Annotated in this window: 19 protein-coding genes; 12 read left to right on the top strand and 7 right to left on the bottom strand. The window is 72.1% G+C overall.

Going from position 1 to position 26,606, the window contains the following annotated elements; all coding sequences use genetic code 11:
• The first annotated feature begins 5 nt into the window (after nt 1-5).
• The 8 genes from OG303_RS43325 to OG303_RS43290 all read left to right on the top strand — a co-directional run bounded on the left by OG303_RS43325 (nt 6) and on the right by OG303_RS43290 (nt 16,879).
• Nucleotides 6-1,136 (top strand): ROK family protein, encoded by a 1,131-nt coding sequence (locus tag OG303_RS43325; RefSeq protein WP_405877762.1) that lies wholly within the window; start codon nt 6-8, stop codon nt 1,134-1,136.
• Nucleotides 1,137-1,182: 46 nt separating this feature from the next.
• Nucleotides 1,183-2,709, top strand: a complete 1,527-nt coding sequence (locus tag OG303_RS43320) for a GMC oxidoreductase (RefSeq protein ID WP_405875397.1) — start codon at nt 1,183-1,185, stop codon at nt 2,707-2,709.
• Between the two features lie 14 nt (nt 2,710-2,723).
• Nucleotides 2,724-3,335: a nucleoside deaminase gene (locus tag OG303_RS43315; protein ID WP_405875396.1), complete on the top strand. Its 612-nt coding sequence runs from the start codon at nt 2,724-2,726 to the stop codon at nt 3,333-3,335.
• A complete protein-coding gene (locus OG303_RS43310) occupies nt 3,332-4,324 on the top strand; it encodes a sugar phosphate isomerase/epimerase family protein (protein ID WP_405875395.1) in 993 nt (330 codons plus the stop codon). The genes OG303_RS43315 and OG303_RS43310 overlap by 4 nt, the downstream gene beginning before the upstream one ends.
• A complete protein-coding gene (locus tag OG303_RS43305) occupies nt 4,299-5,138 on the top strand; it encodes a PaaX family transcriptional regulator C-terminal domain-containing protein (RefSeq protein ID WP_405875394.1) in 840 nt (279 codons plus the stop codon). Before OG303_RS43310 ends, OG303_RS43305 begins: the two co-directional genes overlap by 26 nt.
• Nucleotides 5,139-5,295: 157 nt before the next feature.
• Nucleotides 5,296-6,885 carry an MFS transporter gene (locus OG303_RS43300; RefSeq protein ID WP_405875393.1) on the top strand — a complete coding sequence of 530 codons (1,590 nt, stop codon included), beginning with the start codon at nt 5,296-5,298 and terminating at the stop codon, nt 6,883-6,885.
• A 452-nt stretch (nt 6,886-7,337) separates the two neighbouring features.
• The gene (locus OG303_RS43295) at nt 7,338-15,374 is read left to right on the top strand and encodes a type I polyketide synthase (RefSeq protein ID WP_405875392.1); all 8,037 of its coding nucleotides are present in this window, start codon (nt 7,338-7,340) and stop codon (nt 15,372-15,374) included.
• A 2-nt stretch (nt 15,375-15,376) separates the two neighbouring features.
• Nucleotides 15,377-16,879, top strand: a complete 1,503-nt coding sequence (locus OG303_RS43290; RefSeq protein WP_405875391.1) for a tryptophan 7-halogenase — start codon at nt 15,377-15,379, stop codon at nt 16,877-16,879.
• Nucleotides 16,880-17,050: 171 nt separating this feature from the next.
• On the opposite strand, the gene OG303_RS43285 is transcribed toward OG303_RS43290, so the two are convergent.
• The 4 genes from OG303_RS43285 to OG303_RS43270 form a co-directional block, all read right to left on the bottom strand.
• A complete protein-coding gene (locus tag OG303_RS43285; RefSeq protein ID WP_405877909.1) occupies nt 17,051-17,182 on the bottom strand; it encodes a hypothetical protein in 132 nt (43 codons plus the stop codon).
• A 106-nt stretch (nt 17,183-17,288) separates the two neighbouring features.
• Nucleotides 17,289-18,695 (bottom strand): DHA2 family efflux MFS transporter permease subunit, encoded by a 1,407-nt coding sequence (locus OG303_RS43280; protein WP_405875390.1) that lies wholly within the window; start codon nt 18,693-18,695, stop codon nt 17,289-17,291.
• Nucleotides 18,696-18,713: 18 nt separating this feature from the next.
• Entirely contained in the window at nt 18,714-19,523 is an 810-nt protein-coding gene (locus OG303_RS43275) for an alpha/beta fold hydrolase (RefSeq protein ID WP_405875389.1), read from the bottom strand.
• Nucleotides 19,524-19,569: 46 nt separating this feature from the next.
• Nucleotides 19,570-20,028: a cupin domain-containing protein gene (locus OG303_RS43270; RefSeq protein WP_405875388.1), complete on the bottom strand. Its 459-nt coding sequence runs from the start codon at nt 20,026-20,028 to the stop codon at nt 19,570-19,572.
• A 163-nt stretch (nt 20,029-20,191) separates the two neighbouring features.
• Between OG303_RS43270 and OG303_RS43265 the strand changes: the two genes are divergently transcribed.
• On the top strand, nt 20,192-20,797 hold the full coding sequence (locus OG303_RS43265) for a TetR/AcrR family transcriptional regulator (protein ID WP_405875387.1): 606 nt from the start codon (nt 20,192-20,194) through the stop codon (nt 20,795-20,797).
• Between the two features lie 287 nt (nt 20,798-21,084).
• Here the strand turns inward: OG303_RS43265 and OG303_RS43260 are convergent, their stop codons facing one another.
• Nucleotides 21,085-21,753, bottom strand: a complete 669-nt coding sequence (locus tag OG303_RS43260; protein ID WP_405875386.1) for a GntR family transcriptional regulator — start codon at nt 21,751-21,753, stop codon at nt 21,085-21,087.
• Nucleotides 21,754-21,796: 43 nt separating this feature from the next.
• On the opposite strand from OG303_RS43260, the gene OG303_RS43255 reads away from it, so the two are divergent.
• Nucleotides 21,797-22,228: a VOC family protein gene (locus OG303_RS43255; RefSeq protein WP_405875385.1), complete on the top strand. Its 432-nt coding sequence runs from the start codon at nt 21,797-21,799 to the stop codon at nt 22,226-22,228.
• Nucleotides 22,229-22,249: 21 nt separating this feature from the next.
• Here the strand turns inward: OG303_RS43255 and OG303_RS43250 are convergent, their stop codons facing one another.
• Both OG303_RS43250 and OG303_RS43245 read right to left on the bottom strand, forming a co-directional pair.
• Nucleotides 22,250-23,113, bottom strand: a complete 864-nt coding sequence (locus OG303_RS43250; protein WP_405875384.1) for an isocitrate lyase/phosphoenolpyruvate mutase family protein — start codon at nt 23,111-23,113, stop codon at nt 22,250-22,252.
• On the bottom strand, nt 23,113-23,826 hold the full coding sequence (locus OG303_RS43245) for a GntR family transcriptional regulator (RefSeq protein WP_405875383.1): 714 nt from the start codon (nt 23,824-23,826) through the stop codon (nt 23,113-23,115). The genes OG303_RS43250 and OG303_RS43245 overlap by 1 nt, the downstream gene beginning before the upstream one ends.
• Nucleotides 23,827-23,918: 92 nt before the next feature.
• Between OG303_RS43245 and manD the strand changes: the two genes are divergently transcribed.
• Complete coding sequence (gene manD / locus OG303_RS43240) at nt 23,919-25,127, top strand: D-mannonate dehydratase ManD (protein WP_405875382.1); 1,209 nt, start codon at nt 23,919-23,921, stop codon at nt 25,125-25,127.
• Nucleotides 25,124-26,563 carry a mannitol dehydrogenase family protein gene (locus tag OG303_RS43235; RefSeq protein WP_405875381.1) on the top strand — a complete coding sequence of 480 codons (1,440 nt, stop codon included), beginning with the start codon at nt 25,124-25,126 and terminating at the stop codon, nt 26,561-26,563. Before manD ends, OG303_RS43235 begins: the two co-directional genes overlap by 4 nt.
• Nucleotides 26,564-26,606 lie beyond the last annotated feature (43 nt).

Here is a 26,606-nt window from a genome sequence, read left to right as displayed (position 1 = left end):
CCGGAATGAACCAGAGCGCCGTACGACGGGTCAACACCTCGGTGATCCTGCGCGCGCTCGCGGTGTCGGCCGAGCCGACGACGCTCACCGAGCTCGCGGAGCGGACCTCGCTGTCCCGCCGCACCATCGAGCTCGTCCTGGACTCGCTCGTCGAGGCGGGCTGGGTGAACGAGCTGGACCGCGTGCCGCTCAGCGGCAGCGCCGGACGCCCCGCCCGCCGCTACGAACTGCGCGCCGAACACGCGCTGTTGGCGGCCGCGCAGATCACCACCGAGGACGTTTCGGCGGTCGTCGCCGACGTCCGCGGCCGCATCGTCGGCCGTGCGCACGGGCCGCTACGCGCCTACCAGGATCCGCAGCTCGCGCTCGACGACGTGGCGTCGCTGGTGCACGAAGCGCTCAGTGACGCGGGCGCGTCGGTGGACCGACTGCGGGCCGGCGCGGTCGCGAGCGGCGGCGCCATCGACGACGCTGGAGTCGTACGGCGCCTGGTGCACACGAGCCGGTGGGCCGGCGTGCACCTGCCCGACGAACTCACGCGACGCATCCGGGTGCCCTGGTTCGCGGACAACGACTCCAACCTCGGCGCACTCGGGGAGCGTTGGCGGGGCGTGGCCGCAGACCACGACACCGTCGTGTGGGCGATCCTCGGCAACCGCACCGGTCTCGGCATCCTCATACGGGGTGCCGTGCACCGCGGTCTGGACGGTGCCGCGGGCGAGATCGTCGAGGCGGCGTCGATACCGACCGGCTCGCTGGAGGACCACCCGGTGGCATGGCTCACCTCGCCGGAACGTGCCCAACGGCGTGTCGCTCTCGACCGGTTCGACGCGGCCCGTGCGGGCGATGTCACCGCCCTCGCGGAAGTCGACGAACTCGTGGCGAACATCGCGTCGATCCTCACGACCCTGTCGTGGACGGTCGCACCGTCGCTCATCGTGCTGGGCGGCGGTCTGGAGGACGCGGCCGATGTGCTGCTGCCTCGGGTGCGCGAGGCACTGCGCCGCGCCCGCACCCCCGCGGTCGAGCTCCGGGCGACGGGCCTGGGCCGCGACGCCGCGCTCGTCGGCGCCGTCAAGCTGGCGCTCGACCGTATGGACACCGAGCTGTTCGGCCCGATCGCCCCGAGCACGTGATCACGTCTCACCCCTCCCCCCACAGCACCGACCACGGAGTCTCACTGTGACCCACACCCCTCGCGCCGACGTCCTCATCGTGGGCAGCGGCATCATGGGATCCCTCGTGGCCCGGCTGCTGCGCGAGACCGATCCGTCGCTGGAGATCACCATGGTCGACGGCGGCAGCGCGATCGGTGAGGCGCCCGGCCTGCACCTGCACGACCTCGACGACCCCGTCCTGTGGTCGCGCTACAACGAACAGGTCGCCACCGGCATCCAGGGCATGTACACGGGCGCCGAGGTGGTGCGCGAGGTCGCGGACAGTCTCACCGGCATCCCGCCCGGCATGTACCACGCGCTCGCCTTCGGCGAGGACGCCGAGGCCATGCCTCATGCCGCGCTCGCGTGGAACGCGGGCGGCATGGGCGTGCACTGGACCGCCGCGACGCCGTGGCCCGCCGGGGACGAGGTGTTCGACTTCGGCGACCCGAACCGCTGGGCGGCGGACCTGGACGCCGCGCGCCACATGCTCGCGGTCACGCCCGGCGCGATCGGACCGACTGAGGTGGGGCGGCTGGTACTTGACGTACTGCGCCAACGCTACGACGGCATCGGGCCGGCCGACCGGCAGCCGCAGCCGATGCCCATGGCGGTCAACGCGACGGCCCGGGGTCCCATGCCACGCACCGCCCCCGGGACGATCTTCCCCGCGATCGCGACGGGCGGGGACCCGGCCTTCACCCTCGTGACCGGCACGCTCGCGACCTCCCTCCTCGTCTCCGACGGCCGGATCGCGGGCGCCCGGCTGCGTCGTATCGCCGACGGCGCCGACTCGGAACTCCTCGCGGACGCCGTGGTGGTGTGCGCCGACGCACTGCGCACCCCGCAACTGCTGTTCGCCTCGGGCATCCGTCCCGAGGCACTGGGCCGCCACCTCAACGAGCACGCGTTCATCACCGCCCGGGTGCTGCTCGACCTCGACCGGTTCGGCCTCGACCGTGCCGCCCTGCCCCTGCCGCGGGCGGGCGAGTTCAGCACGGACTCGCTCTGGCTGCCGCACAACGGTGCGGCGCAGCCGTTCCACGGCCAGATCATGAACCGGACGTACGTGGACGACGACGGCCGTCCGCTCGCACACTCCGTCGGCCTCTCGCTGTACGCCCCCGTCGAGTCGCGCCCCGAGAACCGGCTCGTGTTCTCGGAGGCCGACACCGACCTCGCCGGGATGCCACGGATCGGCCTCGAGTTCGGCTACTCCGAGGCCGACCGTGCGCTGATTGGGCGGGCGCTCGCCGAAGTCCGGTCGCTGGCCGAGGAGTTCGGCCCGTTCGATCCGGCGACCGAGTGCGCGCTGCTCCCGCCCGGCTCGTCGCTGCACCTGACCGGCACCGTCCGGGCCGGTGTCACCGACGACGGCACCAGCGTGTGCGACCCGGACGGCAGGGTGTGGGGCTTCGACAACCTGTACCTCGCCGGCAACGGCGTGATCCCCACCGCGATGGCCGCCAACGTCACGCTGACCGGCGCGGTCACCGCCGTACGGGCGGCTCGTGCCGTCGCCGCACGCAACACCGCGCTCGCCGCACACTGAGAGGAAGCCCGACCGTGATCGACATCGCCAAGGAATACCGCGTGGCCCTGCCCGCGTGGATCGACGACGAACTGGCCGACGTGCCCGCCGTCCTCCCCGACCGCGACGACCGGATGCGCCTCGTGCACCGCCTGGCCGACCGCAACTGGCGTGAGGGCAACGGCGGCCCGTTCGCGGCACTCGTCGCCGAGCAGGACACCGGCCGGATCGTCTCGGTCGGCGTCAACGTCGTGCTCGCCACCGGCGTCTCCAGTGCGCACGCCGAGGTCGTCGCGCTCGGACTGGCCCAGACGGCGACCGGCGGCTGGGACCTCGGCGGCGACGGGATGCCGACGCACGAGCTGGTCGTCAACTGGCGTCCGTGCATTCAGTGTTACGGCGCGACCATGTGGTCCGGGGTGCGTGGCCTCGTGGTTGCCGGAGAGGGCCCGGAACTGGAGAAGATCACCACGTTCGACGAGGGCCCGCTCGGCGCGGACTGGGCCGAGCAGTTCGAGGCCCGCGGTATCAAGGTCACCGGGGACGTGCTCCGCGACGAGGCGCTGGCCGTCTTCCGGGGCTACCGGGAGGCCGTCGACGCCGACGGCGGCATCGTCGTCTACAACGCTCGCGGAGGAGCCGAGTGACACCTCGTTTCGCGACCGACGTCATCACCTTCTACCACCCCGACTTCTGGGGCCTCGACTCCGGCGACGCCGTGCGCGCATGGGCTCTCCGGAACCCTGAGCGCTTCTGGGAAGGGGTGATGGAGGCGCTCGCCGAGGCCGGCGTCACCGGTATCGAGCTGACGTTTGCTCCCGGTGACATCGACTCGGCCCTGCGCGCATTCGGCAGCGCACCGGCCTTCCGCCACGAACTCGCGGCCCGAGGTCTGTCCGTCGTGAGCGCCTTCATCGCCGACAGCGACGCGCCCGACTGGCGGCACGGCGACAACCTGCCCGCGATCGTCGCCGACGCCGAACGACGCGCGTCCTTCCTCTCCGAGGTCGGGGCGGACCTGCTCATCGCGGGCCTGCCCATGCGCACGACGTTCGGCACGCGCCCGCCCTTCTTCGTCGATGCCCCGTACATGACGCGGATGGCCGACATCGCCCACGTCGTCGGTGAGGCCGTCGCCCAGCACGGCATCCGGCTCGCCTTCCACACGGAGTCCAACAGCACGCTCTGGTACGAGCGGGACATCGACCTGTTCATGGCCCTGACCGACCCGCGCTACGTGTGGCTGTGCCCCGACTCCTGCCACATCGCACTCGGCGGAGGCGATCCCGTGGCCGTCGCGCGTCGCCACACCCAGCGCGTCGCACTGGCGCACTGGAAGGACGCGGTCAGACCGATCGACGTCGAACTCACCATCGACGACACGGTCTTCGCCCAGCAGCAGCCCTACATGACCGAGCTGGGCACGGGCATCGTGGACTGGCGAGGATGGGCCGACGCCATGGCACGCACGCCCGGCGCCGGCATCGTCCTCATCGAGCTGGACGAGGCGGCCGACCCCGTTGCCGCACTCCGGGCGGGGACGGCCGTCGCGCGAGCGGCTCGCCGCCCCCGACCGCCCGGGCATCCCGAAGCGGATCTACCCTTGCCCCGTGACCAGCTCCGATCAGGCGGGTAGCGCACCCCGGCCGCAGTCGCTGATGCTGACCTTCTTCGGTATCCACGCGCTCGGCCGGGACCTCGCCCTGTCGGCGAGCAGCCTGATCGAGGTGTTCGGGCAGGCCGGGATCACCGAGGACGCCGTACGGTCCACGCTGACCCGCATGGTCAAACGCGGCCTGCTGGAACGGCATCGGCGGGGCCGCAAGACGTACTTCGGGCCGACGGCACGGGCCACCCGTGTGCTGCGGGACGGGCACGACCGGATCTGGCGCACCGGCGCGGTCAACCGCGACTGGGACGGCACCTGGACCCTCGTCGGCTTCTCCCTCCCGGAGGCCTGGCGCAGCGAGCGGCACGATCTGCGGTCCCGGCTGGTGTGGAGCGGTTTCGGCCCGTTGCAGAACGGCCTGTGGGTGGCGCCCGGCACCGTGGACGTGCCGGAGGTAGTCGCGGGGCTCGGCATCGAGGCGTGTCTGAAGGTCTTCCAGGGAGCCACGGCCGTCGCCCCGACCGACGCCCGGACGGTCCTGCACACTGCGTTCGACGTGGACTCCGTCGCCAAGGGGTACGAGGCGTTCCTGGCCCGGTGGAGCACGGACGACGCCCCCGACTCGGGCGAGATGGGCGCGCTCGTACGGCAGTTGTCGCTGCACACCGACTGGCTGGACCAGGTCCGCCAGGATCCGCATCTGCCCGCCGAGCACCTGCCCGAGGACTGGCCGGCGGCCCGCGCGGAGGAGCGGTTCCACGAGCTGGCGCGCCGCTGCGCGGAACCGGCCCGCCGGGAGGCCGCCGGCGCGCTGGACGTGATCGCGGTGGCCGCCCCGTAGGACCGCCCGGACATCCGGTGGCACCCGATGCGCACAGGCATGCCCATCGATACTGGGCAATCTATTGACCGCCGTCGAAAAACTGCCCTACATTCATCGCGTTCTCGGCGTCCCCCCATCGCTCGAAGCCGCCCAAGCCGCTCAAAGGGGAGCACACGTGTCCACCGAAACGCGCACCCAAGGCGATCCCTCCGCCACCTCGCAACCATCCGGCGGCCTGCCCGTCGGCACACTCGTCGCCGGCTGCTTCGCGGTCTGTCTGGCGCAGATCGCCCTGGCCATGCCGGCCACACTGAACGGGCTCTTCCAGGAGGACCTGCATCCCGTCGGTTCGCAGCTGACCTGGATCTCGGACGCGTTCCTGCTGCCCGTCTCCGTCCTGGAGCTGACCTTCGGCGTCCTCGGCGACCTCTTCGGCCGCAAGCGGCTGCTGGTCGGCGGCGGTGCCCTGCTGGTGGCCGGCGAGGCGCTGGCCGCCGCCAGCACCGGCATCCACATGCTCTGGGTGGGCCAGGCCATCGCCGGTCTGGGCGCGGCCGCGCTGTTCCCGACCTCGCTCGCGATGATCGCCGCGGGCACGCACTCGGCCAAGGACCGCGCCCGCACCATCACGATCTGGGCCGCGGCCCTGTCCAGCGGCGGCTTCGTCGCCCCCGTCCTGGGCGGCATCACCGGCAACTACGGCTCCTGGCGCTGGGCCTTCGTCGTCGTCACCGGCCTGGCCCTGATCAGCACCGTGCTCAGCCAGCTGCTGGCGCACAACTCCAGTGCTCCGGAAGGCCGTTCACTGGACCTGGCGGGCCAGATCACCATCGGCGTCGGCATGTTCGCCCTGCTGTACGCGGTGATCCAGGGCCCGGCGGACGGCTGGACCGCGACACCGGTGGTGATCGCGTACGTCGCCGCCGTACTGTTCATCGGCCTGTTCGTGGTGGCCGAACGCCGGGCCGCGTCCCCGCTGTTGAGGCTGGACCTGTTCAAGAACAGGGCGTTCGCGGTGGCGTCGTTCGTCGCGGTGGTCGGCATGTTCAGCTACCTCGGCACCGCGTACGCGACCAGCATCCGGCTCGGCCCGATCCAGCATCAGAGCCCCCTGCGCGGCTCGTTCGCGTTCATCCTGCTCAACGTCTGGACGTTGCTGCTGATGCCGGTGATCTCCCGGCTGCTGGAAAAGGTCAGCGCGCGGTGGGTGCTCGGCGCCGGTCTCGGGCTGATGGCGACGGGAGACTTCCTCGCCGCCACTCTCTCGGTCCACGACCGCGCCCTGACCTCGCTCATCCTCCCCATCGGCCTGGTCGGCATCGGCTTCGCGCTCACGGTCTCCTCCATCACCGCAACTGCCGTCAACACGGTGGAGGTTCACTACGCGGGCATGGCGAGCGCCTCCACGAGCCTGCTGCGTGACTTCGGCTTCACGCTCGGCCCGGCGGTCATCGGCGCGATCGCCCTCAGCCGCGCGGCCGACGAGTTCACGTCGAAGCTGGCCACCGCCAACCTCTCCGCCGAGGTCAAGGCGGCCGCCGGACAGGTCGCGGCGGAGGGCGGCCCCCTCGCCTCCAACTCGGTCCCGCCGTCGTCCCCTCCGGGAGGCGCGGTCCCCATCGCCCTGGAAGCCCTCGGCAACGGCTACGCGATCGGCTATGTGGTCTGCGGGATCGCGGCCCTGGCCTGCTGTCTCCTGAGCGTGATCGCGCTGCGCGGGAAGGGCGACAAGGACGCGACGGTGGGCATCACCAAGGCTTCGTGAAGAAACGAAGAAGCATTGCGCTCACACATTTGGGCAAGTTGAACAACCGGTGCCGATATTCGGGATGTCCGGCGAGCGGGTAACGCGGCAGCGGGCCGCTGACGCAGAAATACAGGAAAAGCAAAGCGTCAGATTGGAATCCAGGTGACCCCCGACCCAACCGCAAACGATCATCTCCCGGTCTACGAAAGCCTGATACGTGAGCGCGGTGACGTCGTGACCGAAGCGCGCGTCGCGGCCGAACACATGCAGGACCAGGCGCCGCAGGGACCGTACAGCCACGGCTGGCCCCCCGCGGAGCCCGGTCCGCAGTGAGCCCTCCGCGCCGCGCCCGTACGCCACCCCGCCGGAATGCGCGATCACCCGGCCGTCCTCCCCGTAGGCTCAACCCCGTTGGCCTGCGAGGGGATTGACGGTCGCCGTGCCGCGGCACGCGCCGGAGGGGCGGAGAGATGACGCAGGAGGGGCTGATCCGGCCACTGCCGGAGCTGCTGAAGGCGCACGCCGTCAAGTCACCGTCACGTGTGGCGTTCGCCGACGACCTGCGTGCCGTCACCTACGGGGAATTGGAGCGGCGCACCGGACGCCTGGCCGCGTACCTCGCCCACGCGGGCCTTCGGCGCGGCGACCGGGTCGCGATCTGCCTGGGCAACTGCGTGGAGACGGTGGAGAGCGTGCTGGCCGTGGTCAGGGCGGGGGCGGTCGGCGTCCCGCTCAACCCCCGGTCCTCCGACGCCGAACTCGCCCACTTCCTCGATGACAGCGGCGCCTCGGTCCTCGTCACCGATCCCGCGCACCTGGCCCGGCTGCACCGCCTCGGTCCCGGACACCGCCGTACGCGCGTCCTGCTCACCGGCACGGGTCCGGTCCCCGAGGACGCCCCGGACGGCACGGTCCTCTTCAGTGCGATAGCCGACGAGCCCTCTTCCGCCCCGCCGCCCCGGGACGACCTCGGGCTCGACGAGCCGGCCTGGATGCTGTACACCTCCGGCACCACCCACCGCCCCAAGGGCGTCCTGTCCACGCAGCGCGCGGCCCTGTGGTCGGCGGCAGCCTGTTACGCCCCGCTCTTCGGGCTCTCGTCCGAGGACCGGCTGCTCTGGCCGCTGCCGCTGTTCCACAGCTTTGGGCACTCCCTCGCCGTCCTGGGCGTCACCGCCGTCGGCGCGAGCGCCCGGATCACCGCCGAACTCCTGCCGCCCGACGGCCTGTTGCGGGAGCTGCGCTCACCCCACGAAGCCCTGTCCGGCCCTTACACCGTCCTGGCCGGGGTGCCCGCCACCTACCACCGGCTGCTGGCGTCGGCCCAGGAGGCGCCGACACCGATCCCGCCGGGTCTGCGGACCTGCGTCGTGGCGGGCGCGCCAAGCGCACCGGCCCTGCGCCGGGCGGTGGAGGACCTGTTGGGGGCTCCGCTCCTCGACGCGTACGGCAGCACCGAGACCTGCGGCATGATCGCGGTGAACCGTCCGGGCGGGCCCCGGGTCGACGGTTCCTGCGGGTCGCCGGTCCCGGGCATGGAGGTGCGGGTCGTCGATCCGGGCTCTGGCAACGATGTCGCGGACGGCGACGAGGGCGAGATATGGGTACGCGGTCCGAGCCTCATGACCGGTTACCACAACCGGCCGGAGGAGACCGCTGCCGCGCTGCGGGACGGCTGGTACCGCACCGGGGATCTCGGCCGGCGCGTCGAACACGGTCATCTCACGCTCACCGGCCGGGTCAGCGAGCTGATCATCCGCGGCGGGGAGAACATCCACCCCACGGAGATCGAACAGGCCCTGCTGCGCTGTGCCGGCGTGCGGGACGTGGTCGTGGTGGGCATTCCGCACGACGTCCTCGGCGAGGTCCCGGTGGCCTACGTCGTTCCGGGACCGGAGGGATTCGAGCCGCGGCAGGTACTGGACGAGTGCCGCGCCCGGCTGTCCGAGTACAAACTGCCCGTGGAGATCCGCGAGATCGCGGCCGTCCCGCGCACGGCGTCCGGCAAGATCGCCCGCCACGCGGTCGTCACGGGAGCGGCCCGGCCCGCGGCCGGCGTCCGCCCGACGCCCTCCGTGCCCTCCTCCCCCACGGCCGCCGCGGGCTCCCTGCGGCAGCGGCTGCTGTCCCTGCCGCCGGAGGGGCGGGAGCGCGCGCTGCGCGAGGCGGTGCTCGCTCAGACGGCCGCGGTCTGCGACAGCGGACCGTACGAACGGCTCGACGCCGACGGCCCGTTCACCGATCTCGGCCTGACGTCCGTGGGCGCCGTCACGCTCATCGACCGGCTCGGCGAGGCGACCGGACTGCGGCTCCCCTCGACGCTGGTCTTCGACCACCCCACACCGTCCGCGTTGGCGCGGCACGTGCACAGCACCCTCTTCACTCCGGGCGCGTCGACGCGTTCCGGCCCGGAGATCAGGGCGGCCGAGGACGACGACCCCGTGGTGATCGTCGCCATGGGCTGCCGCCTGCCCGGCGACGTCGACTCCCCCGAGGACCTGTGGCGGCTGGTGTCGGACGGCAGGGACGCGATCTCGGACTTCCCGGACGACCGAGGCTGGGACCTGGCCGCCCTCTACGATCCCGACCCGGACCGGATCGGCACCTCGTACACGCGCAGCGGCGGATTCCTGCACCGGGCCGCGGAGTTCGACGCGGGCCTGTTCGGGATCTCGCCGCGCGAGGCGCTGGCCATGGACCCGCAACAGCGGCTGCTCCTGGAGACCTCGTGGGAGGTCTGGGAGCGCGCGGGCATCGACCCGGCCACAATCCGCGAGAGCGACACCGGCGTGTTCGTGGGCGTGATGTACGGCGACTACTCCTCCCGCCTCGACCGGCACGAACTGGAGGCCCATCTCGGCCTGGGCTCGGCCGGCAGCGTGGCCTCGGGCCGGATCTCGTACGTGTACGGCCTGCGCGGGCCCTCGATCACCATCGACACCGCGTGCTCCTCCTCGCTGGTGGCCCTGCACTGGGCGGCGAAGGCGCTGCGGTCCGGGGAGTGTTCGCTCGCCCTGGCCGGCGGGGTCACGGTGATGGCCACTCCCAAGCCCTTCACGGCGTTCAGTCGTCAGCGCGGTCTGTCCGCCGACGGCCGCTGCAAGTCGTTCTCGGCCGCGGCGGACGGCACCGCCTGGGGTGAGGGCGCGGGCCTGGTGCTGCTGGAGCGGCTCTCCGACGCCCGGCGCCACGGGCACCCGGTCCTGGCCGTGCTGCGCGGCTCCGCGATCAACTCCGACGGCGCGTCCAACGGGCTGACGGCCCCCAACGGCCAGGCCCAACAGCGCCTGATCACCGGCGCGTTGGCCGACGCCGGACTCCGCCCGCAGGACGTGGACGTGGTGGAGGCGCACGGCACGGGCACCACGCTCGGCGACCCCCTGGAGGCACGGGCCGTGCTGGCCACGTACGGCCAGGGGCGGCCCGAGGACCGGCCGCCGCTTTGGCTCGGCTCGGTCAAGTCCAACCTCGGTCACACCCAGGCGGCCGCCGGGGTCGCCGGGGTCATCAAGATGGTGCAGGCCATGCGCCACCAGGAGCTCCCCCGGACCCTGCACGCGCAGACGCCCACCCCGCACGTCGACTGGTCCGCCGGCCGGGTGCAACTGCTGACCGAGGCCCGCCCCTGGCCGGCCACGGACGCCGGGCCGCGCCGGGCCGGTGTGTCGGCCTTCGGTATCGGCGGGACGAACGCGCACGTGATCCTGGAGGAGCCTCCGCAGACGCCCGCTGCCGGATCGAAGGCCGCGACGGTGCCGGTGCCCTGGCTGCTGTCCGGCGCCGACGAGGGCGCCCTGCGGGCCCAGGCCCGACGACTCGCGGACCACCTGACGGCCCGGCCCGGCCTCCCGGCGGCCGACGTCGGTTTCTCCCTGGCCGTGTCGAGGCCGGCGCTCGCCCACCGGGCGCTGGTGCCGCCCGGCGACCGGGCGCACATGCTGACAGCCCTCAACGCGCTCGCCGAGGGCGGCCACGGCATCGACTCGGTGCGGGCGGTCGCCGATCCGGCCATCCGCACGGCCTTCCTCTTCACCGGCCAGGGCGCCCAACGCGTCCGTATGGGCGCGGAGTTGAGCAGGGCGTTCCCCGTCTTCGCGTCAGCTCTCGACGACGTCTGCCGCGAGCTCGACGACCGTCTCGAACTGCCGCTGGGGCAGGTGCTGTCCGCGGAGCCGGGTTCGCCGGAGGCGGCGCTGCTCGACCGTACGGACTTCACCCAGGCCGGCCTGTTCGCGTTCGAGGTGGCGCTGTTCCGGCTGCTGGAGTCCTGGGGTGTGCGCGCCGACTTCCTGGCCGGCCACTCCGTGGGAGAGCTGGCGGCGGCCCACTTGGCGGGAGTACTGGATCTGCCCGACGCGGCTGAACTGGTCGCGGCCCGCGGCCGGTTGATGCAGGCCCTGCCCGCCGGTGGGGCGATGGTGGCCCTGGACGCGACGGAGGAGGAGGTCCTCGCCGCGCTCGAGCACGCCGGCGACCAGGTGACGATCGCCTCCGTCAACGGCCCGCGCTCGGTGGTGATCTCCGGCGTACGGGAGACCGTGCTCGCGATCGCGGTCGGGTTCGAGGCACGCGGTCGCCGGACGGTACGCCTGCGGGTCCGCCATGCCTTCCACTCACCGCTGGTGGAGCCGATGCTCGACGACTTCCGCCGGGTCGCGGAGGGGCTGGTGTTCCGGGAACCGCGCATCCCGGTGGTCTCGGCCGTGACGGGCCGTCCGGTCGAGGCCGGGGAGCTGTGTTCCCCGGAGTACTGGGTACGGCACGCCCGTCTGCCGGTGCGGTTCGCCGACACCGTGCGTTCGCTCGGGGACAACGGGGTCTCGGCGTTCCTGGAAGTCGGCCCCGGTGCCGGGCTCACGGCCGCGGCCGAGGACTGCCTGACCGAGACGGACGGCGACGGGCGGTTCTTCGCGGCCACCACGCGCGGCGGCGAGCGTGAGCCGGAGTCCCTCCTGTCGGCCGTGGCCCGGCTCCATGTGCACGGGGCGCGGGTCGACTGGCCTGCGGTGTTCGCCGGTACCGGGGCCCGCAGGGTGGACCTGCCGACGTACGCCTTCCAGCGTCGCAGGTACTGGCTGGACGCACCGCGCACACCGGCGCCCCCGGCGTCCGGCCACGAACACCCGCTGCTGGGACCGGCGTTCACCGTTCCGGACACCGACCGCACGGTGTTCACCGGTCAGCTCTCCGCCACCACGCACCCGTGGCTGGCCGACCATGTGATCGCCGGATCGGTCCTCGTGCCCGCGACGGTGTTCGTGGAACTGGCCGTGCACGCGGGCGACGAACTCGGCTGCGGCGCCCTCGACGAACTCGTGGTCGTGGCCCCGCTCACCCTCGCCTCGGACACGGGCGTACGCCTTCAACTCGTCGTGCGCGGGCCGGACGAGTCCGGTCGGCGCCCGCTCGACCTCTACGCCCGGCCCGACGTGGACGCAGAGCCCGCCTGGACCCGGCACGCCACCGGCCTGCTCGGCCCGACCCCCGGGGAGACTCCGCCGACGGACCCGGACCTCACGGCATGGCCACCGCGGGACGCCACCGAGGTCGACCTCACCGACGCGTACAGCAGCCTGGCGGACAGTGGCCTCGCCTATGGACCGGCCTTCCGGAGCGTACGGTCGGTATGGCGGCGCGGTGACGAACTGTTCGCCGAAGTCCGGCTGCCCGAGACGGAGTTGACGTGCGCTGACCGGTTCGGGATCCATCCGGCGCTGTTGGACGCGGCACTGCACGCGCCACTGCTGACAGGCTCGGCAACCGACACCGACACCGACGCCGTCCGGGTGCCCTTCGCGTGGACCGGTGTACGGCTGTATGCGACGGGCGCGTCCGAGCTGCGCGTACGGGTCGCCCCGGCGGGAGGGGACTCCGTCTCCGTGGCGCTCGCCGACCGTACGGGCACCCCGGTGGCACGAGTGGAATCCCTGGTCACCCGGGAACTCCCGTCCGGGACCGGCGAGTTCGCCGCGGTGGGACATGCCCTGTGGCGCCCCGACTGGTCCCCCGTCGAACCGTCCGACGGCGAGCGGCACACCACCCCCGCGCACTGGGCGCTGCTGGGACCGGACGAGCTGGACCTGCGCGCGCTGCTCCCCGAGGTCATGGGCACGTCCGAACGCGAACCGGACACCGTCGTCCTCACGGCCGTCGGCCCGACGACGGATCCCGACCCGCTGCCCGCCGTACACGGGCTGACGGCCAGGGTGCTTCGCACACTGCAGGACTGGCAGGACGACCCAAGAACGGCGGGCTCGCGCCTGGTCGTGCTGACCCGCAGCGCGACCGCACCGGAACCGGACCTGGCCGGTGCCGCGGTGTGGGGACTGGTGCGTACGGCCCAGTCCGAGCTGCCCGGGCGCGTCACCCTCGTCGACGTGGACGGACAGCCCGAGTCGCTACGGCTCCTGCCGGCCGCGGTGGCCACGGGGCAGCCCCAACTCTCCATCCGCTCCGGCCGGTTGACGGTGCCGCGACTGACCAAGGCAACCGGCGTCGCCCCCGGCGACGCCCCTCGCTGGTCCGGCACCGTCCTGATCACCGGCGGTACCGGTGCTCTGGGTGCGGAACTCGCCCGCCATCTCGTCACCTCGTACGGCGTACGCCATCTGCTGCTCACCGGACGCAAGGGACCCCAGGCTCCCGGCGCCGAGGAACTGAGCGGCGAGCTGGAGGAGTTGGGCGCCGAAGTGCGGATCGTGGCCTGTGACGCGGCCGACCGTGCCGCGCTCGCCGAGGTGGTCAAGGGCTGTGCGCCCGCGCTGACCGCCGTGGTGCATGCCGCCGGGGTGCTGGACGACGGCGTGCTGACCGCGCTGACCCCCGAGCGGATGGCCACGGTGCTGCGCCCGAAGGCGGACGCGGCCTGGCACCTGCACGAGCTGACCCGGGACCTGGACCTGTCGGCGTTCGTCCTGTTCTCCTCGGTGTCCGGCCTGTTGGGGCGTGCGGGCCAGGGCAACTACGCGGCGGCGAACTCCTTCCTGGACGCCCTGGCCCGGCACCGCACCCGACTCGGGCTGCCTGCGGTCTCCTTGGCGTGGGGGCCGTGGGAGGCCGGAGGGGGCATGGCCGGCGTCCAGCAGTGGAGGGGTGACGCGCTACGGGCGCTCTCCGTGGCGCAGGGCCTGGCCCTGTTCGACGCGGCGCTCCGCGAAGGGGAGCCCGTGCTGGCGCCCGTCCTGCTGGACCGGGCCCACCTCCGCTCCGCCCAGGAACCCCTGCCACCGCTCCTGCAAGGACTCGTGCGGCCCCGTACGCCTGCCGCCGAGAGTGCCGGGCCCGGCCCGGAGCAGCCGTGGGAGCCCGGGGCATGGCGCAAGGTGCTGGCCGAAGTGCCCGCCGCTCAACGGGAAAGCAGGCTCGTCGAGTTGATGAGCACGGACGTCGCGGCGGTGCTCGGGTACGCGGACGCCGACGCGCTTCCCGCCGGCAAGTCCTTCGTCGAGCTGGGCTTCGACTCCCTGATGGCCGTGCAGGTCCGCAACCGGCTGAGCATGGCGCTGCGGCTGAGGCTGTCCGCCGCCGTGGTGTTCGAGCACCCGACGGCTCAGGGGCTGGCCCGCCATGTACTCGAACTGCTCGAGGACGACCTGCCCGCGGCGGCACCGGACAACGCCGAGCCGACAGCGGGCCCGCGGCCGCCGCAGACCCTGTCCTCGCTCTACCGGCGGGTCTGCGAGGCCGGTCAGGTGGTCGCCGCGATGCACATGCTGGTCACGGCGTCCTGGGCGGTCCCGACCTTCGGCACCGCCGACAGCGGGCAGCACGCGCTTGCGCCGCTGCCGCGCGCGACCGGTTCCGGGGACGGCCCGGTGCTGGTCTTCTTCACCGGTACCCACCCGCCGTTCGTCGCCCCGGGCGGGGAGTTCGCCCGCTTCCACGGTTGTTTCCAGGGCGAGTTGGACGTCCTGGAGTTCCCGCACCCCGGCATCGGTGCGGGCGGCGCGGTGCCGGTCGACCGGGAGACGCTCGCTGTCACCCACGCCGAGTCGGTACTGCGGCACGTGGGCGACCGGCCCTGCGTGGTCGTCGGCGCCAGCACCGGTGGCGCCGTGGCGCACGCCGTGACCCGGCGGCTCGAAGCCATGGGGGCCGCACCCCTCGGGCAGGTGCTGCTGGACACCTACCTCATCGACGACCGCAACAGCTCCAAGGACTGGCTGCTGGCCCTTCCGGCGGTCGTCGCACCGCGTCTGGGCGGCACCGAGTTCACTGGGGACGAGGACGCCGGCGTCGCCGCGCTGGGGGCGTACACCCGCATGTTCCTCGGCTGGGACCCGGAGCCGGTCGACACCCCCACCCTGCTGGTGGGCGTCACCCGGCCCACCCCCGAGATGGCGGCGAGCGCGGACCCGGACGAGTGGCCGACGTCCTGGCCGCTGCCGCACACCCGCGTGGACGTACCGGGTGACCACTTCTCGTTCCTGCAGGAACACGCACGGACCACGGCGGCCGCGGTCCGCGCGTGGATCGACTCCCTCGAAGCAGCCAAAGGAGAACGGTGACGGTGTCCCAACCCACGAGTGAAAACACGGCAGTTGAGGACTTCGACGTGATCGTCGTGGGCGGTGGTCCGGCCGGGGCCACCGCCGCCACCGCCGTAGCCCTGCGCGGCCATCGCGTGCTCCTCCTGGAACAACAGACGTTTCCCCGCTACCAGATCGGGGAGTCGCTGCTGCCTTCCACCGTGCACGGCGTGTGCCGCATCCTGGGCGTCGAGGACGAGGTCGCCCGGGCGGGCTTCAAGACCAAGCGCGGCGGGACCTTCCGGTGGGGTCGCAACCGGGACCCGTGGCAGTTCTCCTTCGCGCTGTCGCCCCGGCTGGCCGACCCGACCTCGTTCGCCTATCAGGTCGAGCGGTCCCGGTTCGACGCGATCCTGCTGGACAACGCCCGCCGGGTCGGTGTCGAGGTACGGGAGAACTGCCGCGTCAAAGGCGTGCTGGCCGACGACGAAAGGGTGCGGGGCGTCAGCTGGACCGGCCCCGGCGGCGAGCTCCGCGAGGCCCGGGCCCGCTATGTCGTGGACGCGTCCGGCAACGGCAGCCGGATCCACACCGAGGTCGGCGGCAGGCGGACGTACTCCGACTTCTTCCGCAACATCGCGGTGTTCGGCTACTTCGCCGGAGGCGGGCGGCTGCCGAAGCCGAACGACGGCAACATCTTCTGCGCCGCCTTCGACGAGGGCTGGATCTGGTACATCCCGCTCCGCGACGACCTCACCAGCGTGGGAGCGGTGGTGAGCCGGGAGAGCGCCGCCGAGATACAGCAGGACCCGGTGGCGGCCTGGCGCAGGCTGATCGACTCGTGCCCCGAGATCCGCGACCTCCTCCACGGAGTTCCGCAGGCCACCGAGGTGCCCTACGAACAGGTCCGCGTCCGCAAGGACTGGTCGTACTGGAAGTCACAGCTGTGGCGGCCCGGGATGGTGCTGGTCGGGGACGCGGCGTGTTTCGTCGACCCGGTGCTGTCCTCCGGCGTGCACCTCGCCACCTACGGTGCCCTGCTCGCGGCCCGCTCGATCAACAGCGGCCTCGCCGCAACCCTGGACGAGGGCCGCCTCTTCGACGAGTTCGAGGCCCGCTACCGGCACGAGTACAGCCTGTTCTACGAGTTCCTGGTCTCCTTCTACGACATGCACCAGGACGAGCGGTCGTACTTCTGGAAGGCGCGCAAGGTCACCAACGTGAGTGCGCCGGAACTGGAGGCGTTCGTGGAACTGGTGGGCGGTCTGGCCTCCGGCGACTCGACCTTCGGCGGGCTCGGAGCGGCGGGCGCCCGGCTGGCGGCGGCCTCCTCGGACCTCGACACGGCGGTGGGCCGCCTTCCGGACTCCGACGGCCTGCGCAATCCGCTCTTCGAGTCCCCCGGCATCCGTCAGGTGTTCCAGGAGGGTGCGGTCCTGCAGGAACGGGGCGTGTTCGGCGGTCCGTTGGAGGACGAGACACCCCGCCGTCCGGGCGGCCTCGTGTCCTCGGACGACGGGCTGACCTGGCGCGAAGCGCGGTAGCCGCCCGTCACGGTTGGTGCGTGACGCTCACCTGTACGGTCACGGAGCCCTTGTTGTCCTGGGAGCAGGACCCGGCGGCGTCGTTCACACCCAGTTGCAGGGTGCCGTCGCCTGCTGCCCGGAAGGTGTGCTTTCGGCCGACGACGTGGAGGGGGAAGTCCTGCTTCCCCGTCAGGCGCGCCAGACGGTGCCCATTCCACCGCGGCCGAGGACGTCGTGGAGCAGATACCGGTTGGCGATCAGCCGGTGCGAGCCGCGCTCCGAACGGGTCGCTGCCTGATGATCGCCATCTCCGGAAATCACGAGCTCTCTCACGTGTCCTTCCCGGCGATCTGGGCGCCCGCCGGCCGTCGTTGTGTTCGAACGGAGCCGAGCACAGCGGAGCACATTCGTGTGGCCATGCCCTCAACTACCGCGTGGCGAAAGCCCTTTCAGGACTCCTGCTCTCGAGGTTCGCGACGGTACGGGCTGCCCAAGGACCGGAGGTCAGGATGCCGAGGACGAGGATGGCCAGACCGCAACCGGCGATGATCCACCAGGCGGCAGGGCGTGCCCCGGCGGCGATCGCGGCGCCGGTCACCGCGATGCCGAGTGCGGCGCCGACCTGGCGGCTGGTCGCGGCGATCGCGGCGGCCACCCCGGCCTGGGCCTGCGGCAGGCCCGAGACCGCTGTGTCGGTGATGGGCGCGTTGACGAAGCCGAAGCCCAGGCCGAACAGTGCGTACGCCGCGTAGAGCAGGATGTCCGAGCGGTCGGCGGAGCGGGTGGCGGGGACGGCGAGCAGGCCGCCCGCGGCGATGCCGGCTCCGGCGAGCAGCAGCGGGATGCGCGGGCCGCGACTGCCCACGATCCGCCCGGCCAGCGGTGGGCACACCAGCGACAGCACCGCCATCGGCAGCAGATGCACTCCGGTGTCCAGCGCGCTGAGCCCCAACCCCTGTTGCAGATAAAGGGTGTTGGCGAAGAGAAAGCCGCCGAGTGCGGTGAAGGCACACACCGCCATCACCGTCGCCCCGCTGAAGGGCGCGCTCCGGAAGAGGCGCGGGTCGATCAGGGGGTCGTCGCGGCGCGTCTCGTAGGGCACGAGGGCGACCGACGCGCCCGCCGCGGTGATCAGACAGGCCACGATGACGGGCGAGGCCCAACCCCGGCCCGGCGCCTCGATGATGGCGTACGTCAGTGAGCCGAGTGCGGCGATCACCAGCAGTTGGCCCACCGGGTCCGCCCTGCGGGGCCGCGGCGCGCGGGACTCCGGGACGAACAGGGTGGTGAGCAGCAGCGCGGCCAGCCCGATCGGCACGTTCAGCCAGAACACCGACCGCCACCCGACCGTCTGCACCAGTACGCCGCCCAGGATCGGCCCGGCCGCCATGCTGATGCCGACCACTCCGCCCCACACACCGATGGCCCTTGCCCGCTCGCGCGGCTCGGGGAAGGCGTTGGCGAGGATGGCCATGGCGACCGGGGTGAGCATGCAGCCGCCCAGCGCCTGCGCCATGCGGAAGACGATCAGCAGGCTCAGCGACGGCGCCAGACTGCACAGTGCCGACCCGGCGGTGAACAGCACGAGCCCGAGGTGGAAGACGCGCCGTCGCCCGACGCGGTCGGCCGTGGAGCCGGCCAGGATCAGCAGCGAGGCCAGCACGATGGTGTAGGCGTCGAGGGTCCACTGCAGTCCCGCCACGGAGCAGTGCAGGTCCTGCTGGATCGAGGGCAGGGCGACATTGAGGATGGTGGTGTCGAGGCTGACCAGCAGCACGCTCAGGCAGCAGACGGCCAGGACCGACGAAGGTCTGCTGCGGTCGGATCGGGACACGTGGGCCGCCTTCTGGAGTCAGTGCCGCGGCCGGTCGATGGCGTAGTCGTCGGCGAAGTCCCAGAGGACCGGGAGGAGTTGCTCGGGCGTCTCGGTCTGGGGCATGTGGCCGGTGCCCTCCAGCAGACGGAACTCCGCGTCGGGGATGGCCTGTGCGTAGGCGCGTCCGTAGTCGGCGTCCACGACCTGGTCGCTCGCACCCCACGCGACCAGCGTCGGGTGGGCGACCTTGGCCAGGCGCTCGGGAAGGGTCGGGTCGGCCATGTCGTGCGGGCGCGAATAGACCTGCAGGGTGGCGCGGTTGGCGGCCATCACCGCGCGCTGCGCCTCGGTCAGCACGCTGGGGTCGAAGCGGAACTTCGAGGGGTCGTGGAAGGAGAGGCGGGACAGCTCGACGGGCGTCAGGGAGAAGGGGTCGGCTATCGGGTGGCCGGGGACGCCGATGCCGACGGCGTTGACGAGGGTGACGCTGCTGATGCGGTCGCTGCCCAGGGCCGCCAGTTCGGCGGCGATCCAGCCGCCGATCGAGTTGCCGACGACGGCGACGTCCCGCAGGTCGAGCGCGTCGAGCAGCTGCGCGTACGCCTGGGCCAGGGTCGTCACGTCGGTCAGCCACTCGGGGCGGACGGTGCCGTCGAAGCCGGGGTGGACGGGGGTGAACACCCTGGCCGGCCGCTGCTCGGCGAGGAGGGCCGCGAACGGGGTGACGGTCTGCGGGCCGCCGCCTCCGTGCAGGAGCAGGAAGGGGTGTCCCTGCTGCCCCTGGAGGTCGACGGTGACGTCGAGGGTGCCCTGGTCGAGCGTGAGGGTGTGAGTACTGCGGGTCATACGGTGCTCCTCAAGTGGGCGGTGTCGGTGGGAAGTCGGATCGCCGTCACGCGAAGTCGGTGGCGGGGACCGTGGCGTAGCGGCTCATCACCGCGACGGTCGACTCCGGGGTCAGCTCCTGACCGCCGGCGATCAAGCTCCGCAGGTCGCGGAAGTACTGCACGTACAGGTCGGGCGTGAAGGTGTTGAGCATGACCGCGGGCGTGTCGCCGAGGTTGGCGAAGGTGTGCGGGGCGCCGGGCGGGATCATCGCGAGCGTGCCGGCCGGGGCCTCGCGGGTCGTCTCCCCGACGGTGAAGTGCACGGTGCCGGAGACGACGTAGAAGCCCTCGTCGTGCTCGGCGTGACGGTGCTGCGGCGGGCCCTGGGTGTGCGGGGCGATGGTGATCTCTCCGATGCCGAGGCGGTGCCCGGTGGTGCTGCCGTCCTCGAGGATGCGCATCTGCGTGCGCCCCAGCTGGATCGTCTCGCCGTCGCCCGGACCGACCACGGAAACCGTGCTCATCGCGTCCCCTTCGCTTCTCTTCGTGCACGGCTTCGTGCACTTCTCTTCGTGAGAGCCGACTCTCACGAAGAGATTAGGCAAGCCGAGTCCCGTAATGCAAGTCCACTCTCATAACGAGAGGTGGTTGCTACCATGTGGGTGGATCAACAGGAGGAGTGCCACCATGACGGCGCAGGCGGGCACCGGCCGCACCAACCAGAAGCAGCGCACCCGGACGGCGATCGTGGCCGCCGCCCGCGAACTCATCGGCACGGGCGCCGAGGTGACCATGCCCGGGATCGCCCGCGAGGCCATGGTGTCCGAGGCGACCGCCTACCGGTACTTCCCCGATCTGCCCTCGCTGATCAGCGAGGCCCTGGCCGGCGTCTGGCCGCCCCCCGCCGAGGCCCTCGCGCCGGTCGCGGAGTCGGTCGACCCCGTCGAACGCGTCCGCTTCGCCTGCGAGTTCCTGCTCCGCGGCATCCTCGCCCGACAGGGCTCGGTGCGCGCGATGATCGCCGCCACCATCACCCGGCCCGAGACGGTGAAGACGCGACCCGGTATTCGCTTCGGCCTCATCGACCATGCGCTCCTCCCCCTGGAGGACACGCTCGGCGCGACGGAACCGGACGCGTTCGCCCAACTCAAGAGGGACCTCGCGGTGGTGGTGAGCGCCGAGGCGTTCTTCACCCTCACCGATCTGTGCGGGCTCGATCCCGAGGAGGCCGTCACCAGCGCCGTACGGACCGCGGCCACCCTGACCGAGGCCGCGGTGCGCCCGATCACGTAGCGGCTGCGGCGATACAGGACAACTCGCGTGTCACCGGCGCGAGTTCGCGCCCGGGGCCCGATAGGGCTCGAGCTGCTTCAGCTGCGCGTTGGTGCGCCCGGTCCGTCGGAGGCGCTCGGTCAGCGGGGTGCGGGCATCGGGCATCACCCGTTGGGCGTGGAACAGGTTTTGAGGAACACGCGGATCAACCGCTCACGGCGAGGGCTGATCCAGCCGATCCGCCCTTCGCAGGGGCGCAACTCCCGCCGCGTATCCGACATGAAGGCCCGCTGCCGTGCGCCGGGCGTTCAGCCCGGGTCTGTGGCGCCGGTGACCACGTCGACGGCGTGGCGACGGTGCGCGGCGAAGAGTTCGAGGGCGGTGTCGGTGTCGCGGGAGCGCAACGCGGCGACGAGCTCGCGGTGTTCGGCCGGGATGCGGCTGAGGTATCCCTCCGTGCTGTGACCGATCCGGGTCAGCAGGAACAGGTGAACCTGGCAGCGGATGCCCTCCCAGGCGTCCGCGAGCCGCCGGTGGCCGGCAGCGGCGAAGACGGCGTCGTGGAAGGCGATGTCGCAGCGCACCAAGTCGTGCGCGTCCCGGGCCCGTTCCATCATGTCGGCCGCCTTGGCGACGGACGCGAGATCCTCGTCCGAGCCGCGAGCGATCGCCTGGCGGACGGCGAGGTCCTCCAACGCGCCGCGCAGGCTGTCGAGTTCGGCCACGTCCTCGGGGGACAGCGTCGTCACGGTCGTACCGCGATGCCACGCGCAGTGGACCAGTCCCTCGCGCTCCAGCAACCGCACGGCCTCGCGCACCGGACCGCGGCTGACGTCCATCGCGCCGGCCAGCTCCACCTCGCGCAGCTGGGCACCGGGGGCGTAGGCACCGCTGAAGATGGCCTCGCGGATCCGGTCCGCGACCTCGTCGGCCAGTCCTCGGCGGCGGGCGGGGGCCAGCCTGCCCTGTTCGCTCATCGTTGCGCACCCTTCTTGGTTGTCCCAATGTTAACATTCGGACATGAGCATCCTCAACTCCCCGATCCCGAGGTTCCACCTGGCCATGCCGGTCGACGACCTCACCGCCGCACGCCGGTTCTACGGCGAGGTGCTGGGCCTGGAGCAGGGCCGCAGCGCGGAGACCTGGGTGGACTGGAACCTGCACGGCCACCAGTTCGTCACCCACCTAGCACCGGAGCGCGCCCAGCGCATACACAACCCCGTCGACGGCCACGACGTGCCGGTGCCGCACTTCGGCCTGATCCTCACGATCCCGGCCTTCCAGAAACTCGCCGACCGCCTGCGCGCGGCAGCCGTCGAGTTCGTCATCGAGCCGTATGTCCGCTTCGAGGGCCAGACCGGCGAGCAGTGGACGATGTTCCTCCTCGACCCGGCCGGCAACGCCCTTGAGTTCAAGGCGTTCGCCGACGACTCCCAGGTTTTCGCGGCCTGAGACAGGAGCGGCAGGCTCTGCTCAACCCCGGGACTGGAAGAGGTGGTTGAGGTCCGTCTGGGGGATCTGGTCGGTGGCGTAGGAGAACGTGCCCTTGTCCGCCAGTTCCCGCGCCGCGCTCAGCAGGTGACCGTACATCGCGCGGGCGATGCTGCCGCCGACCGTGACCCGCCGGACGCCGAGGGCCCGCAGGTCGTCCATCGACAGCGCGTTGCCGGTCAGGCCCATGACCACGTTGAGCGGGCCGTCGAGTTCGCGCACGAGGGTGCCGATGGTGGCGGCGTCGGCGGCACCCGGAACGAACGCGCAGTCGGCGCCGGCCGCCAGGTACGCGTTGCCCCGCCGGATGCAGTCGTCGAGCGAACCGCCGACGAGCAGTCCGTCGGTCCGGCCGACCAGGACGAACGGCTCACCGCCGGCGTCCACGGCGGCCCGGGCTGCGCGGATACGGTCCACCGAGAGCTCTGCGTCGTAGAGGGGGCGCGTGCGGTCGCCGGTGAAGTCCTCGATGTTGCCGCCCGCCGCGCCGGCCGCGAGCGCCATCGAGATCGTGGTCGCCACGGTCTCGGGCGCCTCGCCGTACCCGTCCTCGAGGTCCGCGCTCAGCGGCACCCCGACCTCGTCGGCGATCTCGCGGACCCGGCGCATCATCGTCTCGCGGTCGACGCGACCCTCGGCTGCCTGCTCGGCGAAGAAGTCGTGATCGGGACGTCCGAGAGAGAACGCGACGCCCGCACTCGTGGTCGCCACGGCGGGAAAACCGGCCGCCTCCAGGATCCGGGCGCTGCCCACGTCCCACGCGTTGGGCAGCAGGAAGCAGCCCTCCTTGTGCAACTCGACGAAGCGTTCGGCCCGTTCCCGGCTGTCGCTGTTCACGTGCCTCATCACTCCCAGACCACCACGTTGCGTCGCACCGGCACCGTCGAAGCGTCGGTCGCGAACAGTTCGGGCGAGTGCGCCCGGATGCGCTCGATGTCGCTGAAGACGGCCCGCAGGTGGGTGCGCATGGCGGTGCGGGCGAGCGGGACGTCCCCGCCGAGGACGGCGTCGAAGATCTCGTGGTGCTGGGTGGCGAAGACGGCCGGGGACACGTTCTCGTGGAGACCGAGCCGCCGGGCCCGGTCCAGGTGGCCCTTGGCCGCGGCGACGGTGGTCCAGACGTTGGCGTGGCCGCTCAGCCGCATCAGGCCCTGATGGAACGCCTCGTCCAGCGCGAAGAACTCCTCCAGATCGAGGTCGGCGCGCTGCTGGCGCTTCAGGTTGTCCCGGAGTTCCTCGACCACGGCGGGGTCGAGCTGCTCGGGCAGACTCTCCAGCGAGGCGAGCTCCACGGCCTCCCGCAGGAACTGCGCGTCCGCGACCTGGGCCGGGTCCACCCGCGACACGAACGACCCGATCTTCGGGAAGACCTGCACCAGCCCTTCCTGGGCCAGCATGATCAGGCTCTCCCGCACCGGAGTGCGGCTGACCCCCAGGGACGCGGCGAGTTCGTTCTCCGACAGGGCGGCGCCCGGGGCGAGTTCGAGGGTCAGGACCATCTGGCGCAACTTCAGGTAGATGTCGCGCCGACTCGTCCGCCGCCCGTTCGATTGAGCCATGGACACATCCTACGTAGCTGCGGACAGGGCCTTGCCCGACTGCGCGACAAGTGCTTGTATACAAGTACTGCACGACAGGATGGGAGTCGCAAGTGAGCAAGATCGAGCGGGTCGAGGTGCTCGTCGCCTCCCCGGGGCGCACGTTCGTGACGCTGCGCATCACCACGACCGACGGGGTCACCGGACTCGGCGACGCCACGCTCAACGGTCGTGAGCTGGCCGTCGCCAGCTATCTGCGCGACCACGTGGTACCGCTGCTGATCGGCCGGGACCCCGCCCGTATCGAGGACATGTGGCAGTACCTCTACAAGGGCGCCTACTGGCGGCGCGGGCCCGTCACCATGACCGCGATCTCCGCCGTCGACACCGCGCTGTGGGACATCAAGGGCAAGACGGCCGGCCTCCCGGTCTACCAGCTCCTCGGCGGCCGCTCCCGCGATGGTGTGCTGGTCTACTCGCACGCCAGCGGCACCGACGTGCCCTCCCTGCTGGACGACGTCGAGCGCTATCTGGAGCTGGGCTACAAGGCCGTACGGGCGCAGGCCGCCGTGCCCGATGTCGGGGGCACGTACGGGGTACGCAAGGGCAAGGTCTACGAGCCCGCCGCCACCGAACTGCCCGACGAGCAGCCCTGGGACACCGAGGCCTATCTCGGCTTCGCGCCCACCTATCTGGAGGCGGTCCGCGAGCGCTTCGGCTTCGGCTTCCACCTCCTGCACGACGTGCACCACCGGCTGACCCCGATCGAGGCGGCCCGGTTCGGCAAGAGCGTCGAGAGCTGCCGGCTGTTCTGGATGGAGGATCCGACCCCGGCCGAGAACCAGGAGTCGTTCCGCCTCATCCGCGAGCACACCACGACGCCGATCGCGGTCGGCGAGGTGATGAACTCGATCTGGGACGTCCAGCACCTGATCACTCAGCAGCTCATCGACTACGTACGCACCACGGTCGTGCACGCCGGCGGCATCACCCACCTCCGGCGGATCTTCGACCTCGCCGCGCTCCACCAGGTGCGCACCGGCTCGCACGGAGCGACCGACCTCTCCCCCGTCAGCATGGCCGCCGCCGTGCACCTCGATCTCGCGGTGCCGAACTTCGGCATCCAGGAGTACATGGGCCACCCGGAGGAGACCGCCGAGGTGTTCCGTACGGGCGTCACCCTCGCCGACGGCATGCTGAACCCCTCCGAGGAGCCGGGCCTCGGCGTCGAGTACGACGACAAGGCGGCCGAGCGGTTCCCGTACCAGCGGCGTTACCTCCCGGTCGCACGCCGCCTCGACGGGTCGGTGCACGACTGGTGAGCGCGCTGCTGAATCGTGCGGCCCTCGCCCGGCTCGCCCCCGAGCTGCGGCCCGCCGTCGACCCCGCCGAACTGCGCACCCGCGTCGTCCACTTCGGCCTGGGCGCCTTCCACCGGGCGCACCAGGCGGTCTACACCGAGCAGGCCGCGGCCCGCTCCGGCGAGCCCTGGGGCATCACCGCTGTCGCCCCGCGGTCGGCGGAGACGGTACGCGCCCTGCGGGACCAGGACTGCCTGTACTCGCTGACCGAGCGCCGTCCGGACGCCAACGTCTCCCGCGTCGTGGGCGCGGTCGTCGGTGCGCTGGCCATGGGCCCCGATGCCAAGGCCGTCGACGCGCTGCTCGCCGACCCCGAGGTGACGGTGGTGACCCTGACCGTGACCGAGAAGGGCTACCACCGCTCCCCGCTGACGGGCGGCCTCGACACCGCGGCCGCGTCCGTCGCCGCCGACCTCGCGGCAGACCCCGACGGTCCGCTCAGTACGGTGGTCGGGCGCCTGGCGGCCGGCCTCGCGGCACGGATGCGCGCGGGCGCGCCCCCGATCAGCGTCGTGTCCTGCGACAACATGGCGGGCAACGGCGCCGCGCTGGGCCGGGTCGTGCACGACTTCGTACGGGCCTCCGCCTGGCCGGACCGCGCCGAGATCCTGGACCGCATGGCCGAGGCGGTCGCCTTTCCGGCGACGCTGGTGGACCGGATCGTGCCCGCGACCAGCGAGGCAGACCGGACCGCGGCGGTCGCCGCCCTCGGGGTGCGCGACGCCCTCCCGGTGACGGCCGAGCCGTACCGCCAGTGGGTGCTGGAGGACTCCTTCGCCGCTGTCCGGCCGCCTTGGGAGCGGGACGGAGCCCTGTTCGTCCCGGACGTCGCGCCCCACCAACTCACCAAGCTGCGCCTGCTCAACGGCTCCCACTCGGCCCTGGCCTACCTCGGCACGGCCGCCGGCCTCGACACCATCGCCGAGACCATGGCGGCGGACTGGGGCGAACGCCTCGTGCGAGCGCTGTGCGCGGAGGTGGCCCCCACCCTCCCCGTCGGCCGCCCCGATCCGCGTGCGTACGCCGACGACCTCGTCGTACGGTTCCGCAATCCCGCGATGCACCACCTGCTCCGACAGATCGGCTCCGACGGATCACTGAAGATCACGGAGCGCTGGCTGCCCGCCCTGCGCGAACTGCGCGCCCGCGGCACGAGCACCCCGGTCCTCGAACTCGCCCTCGCGGCCTGGGTGTTGAGCATCCGCCGGTCCGCCGCACCCACCGACCCGGCAGCCGACACGCTCGCCGCCTGCTGGGAGCCCGCGACCCGCCCCGCCGACACCGTGGGCGCACTGCTGCGCGTCCTGGGCGCGGCGGACCTGGCGGACGACGACGCGCTCACCACCGCCGTCGCGGACCGGCTGCCCGCCCTGCGCGCCGGGCGCATGGAGATCTGAGTCGCCCCCCTCCCCAGCAACCGCCTCACTTCCGTCCCCGAAC

Source organism: Streptomyces sp. NBC_00005 (assembly GCF_045160215.1).
In the GTDB taxonomy this organism is placed as follows: domain Bacteria; phylum Actinomycetota; class Actinomycetes; order Streptomycetales; family Streptomycetaceae; genus Streptomyces.
This window is presented reverse-complemented; position numbering and strand designations above follow the sequence as displayed.

What these genes read in the sequence shown, in the direction of transcription:
- OG303_RS43250 (WP_405875384.1), bottom strand. Translation starts at nt 23,113, where the DNA reads ATGAGGCACGTGAACAGCGACAGCCGGGAACGGGCCGAACGCTTCGTC.
- OG303_RS43325 (WP_405877762.1), top strand. Translation starts at nt 6, where the DNA reads ATGAACCAGAGCGCCGTACGACGGGTCAACACCTCGGTGATCCTGCGC.
- OG303_RS43255 (WP_405875385.1), top strand. Translation starts at nt 21,797, where the DNA reads ATGAGCATCCTCAACTCCCCGATCCCGAGGTTCCACCTGGCCATGCCG.
- OG303_RS43295 (WP_405875392.1), top strand. Translation starts at nt 7,338, where the DNA reads ATGACGCAGGAGGGGCTGATCCGGCCACTGCCGGAGCTGCTGAAGGCG.
- OG303_RS43260 (WP_405875386.1), bottom strand. Translation starts at nt 21,753, where the DNA reads ATGAGCGAACAGGGCAGGCTGGCCCCCGCCCGCCGCCGAGGACTGGCC.
- OG303_RS43275 (WP_405875389.1), bottom strand. Translation starts at nt 19,523, where the DNA reads ATGACCCGCAGTACTCACACCCTCACGCTCGACCAGGGCACCCTCGAC.
- OG303_RS43270 (WP_405875388.1), bottom strand. Translation starts at nt 20,028, where the DNA reads ATGAGCACGGTTTCCGTGGTCGGTCCGGGCGACGGCGAGACGATCCAG.
- OG303_RS43265 (WP_405875387.1), top strand. Translation starts at nt 20,192, where the DNA reads ATGACGGCGCAGGCGGGCACCGGCCGCACCAACCAGAAGCAGCGCACC.
- OG303_RS43245 (WP_405875383.1), bottom strand. Translation starts at nt 23,826, where the DNA reads ATGGCTCAATCGAACGGGCGGCGGACGAGTCGGCGCGACATCTACCTG.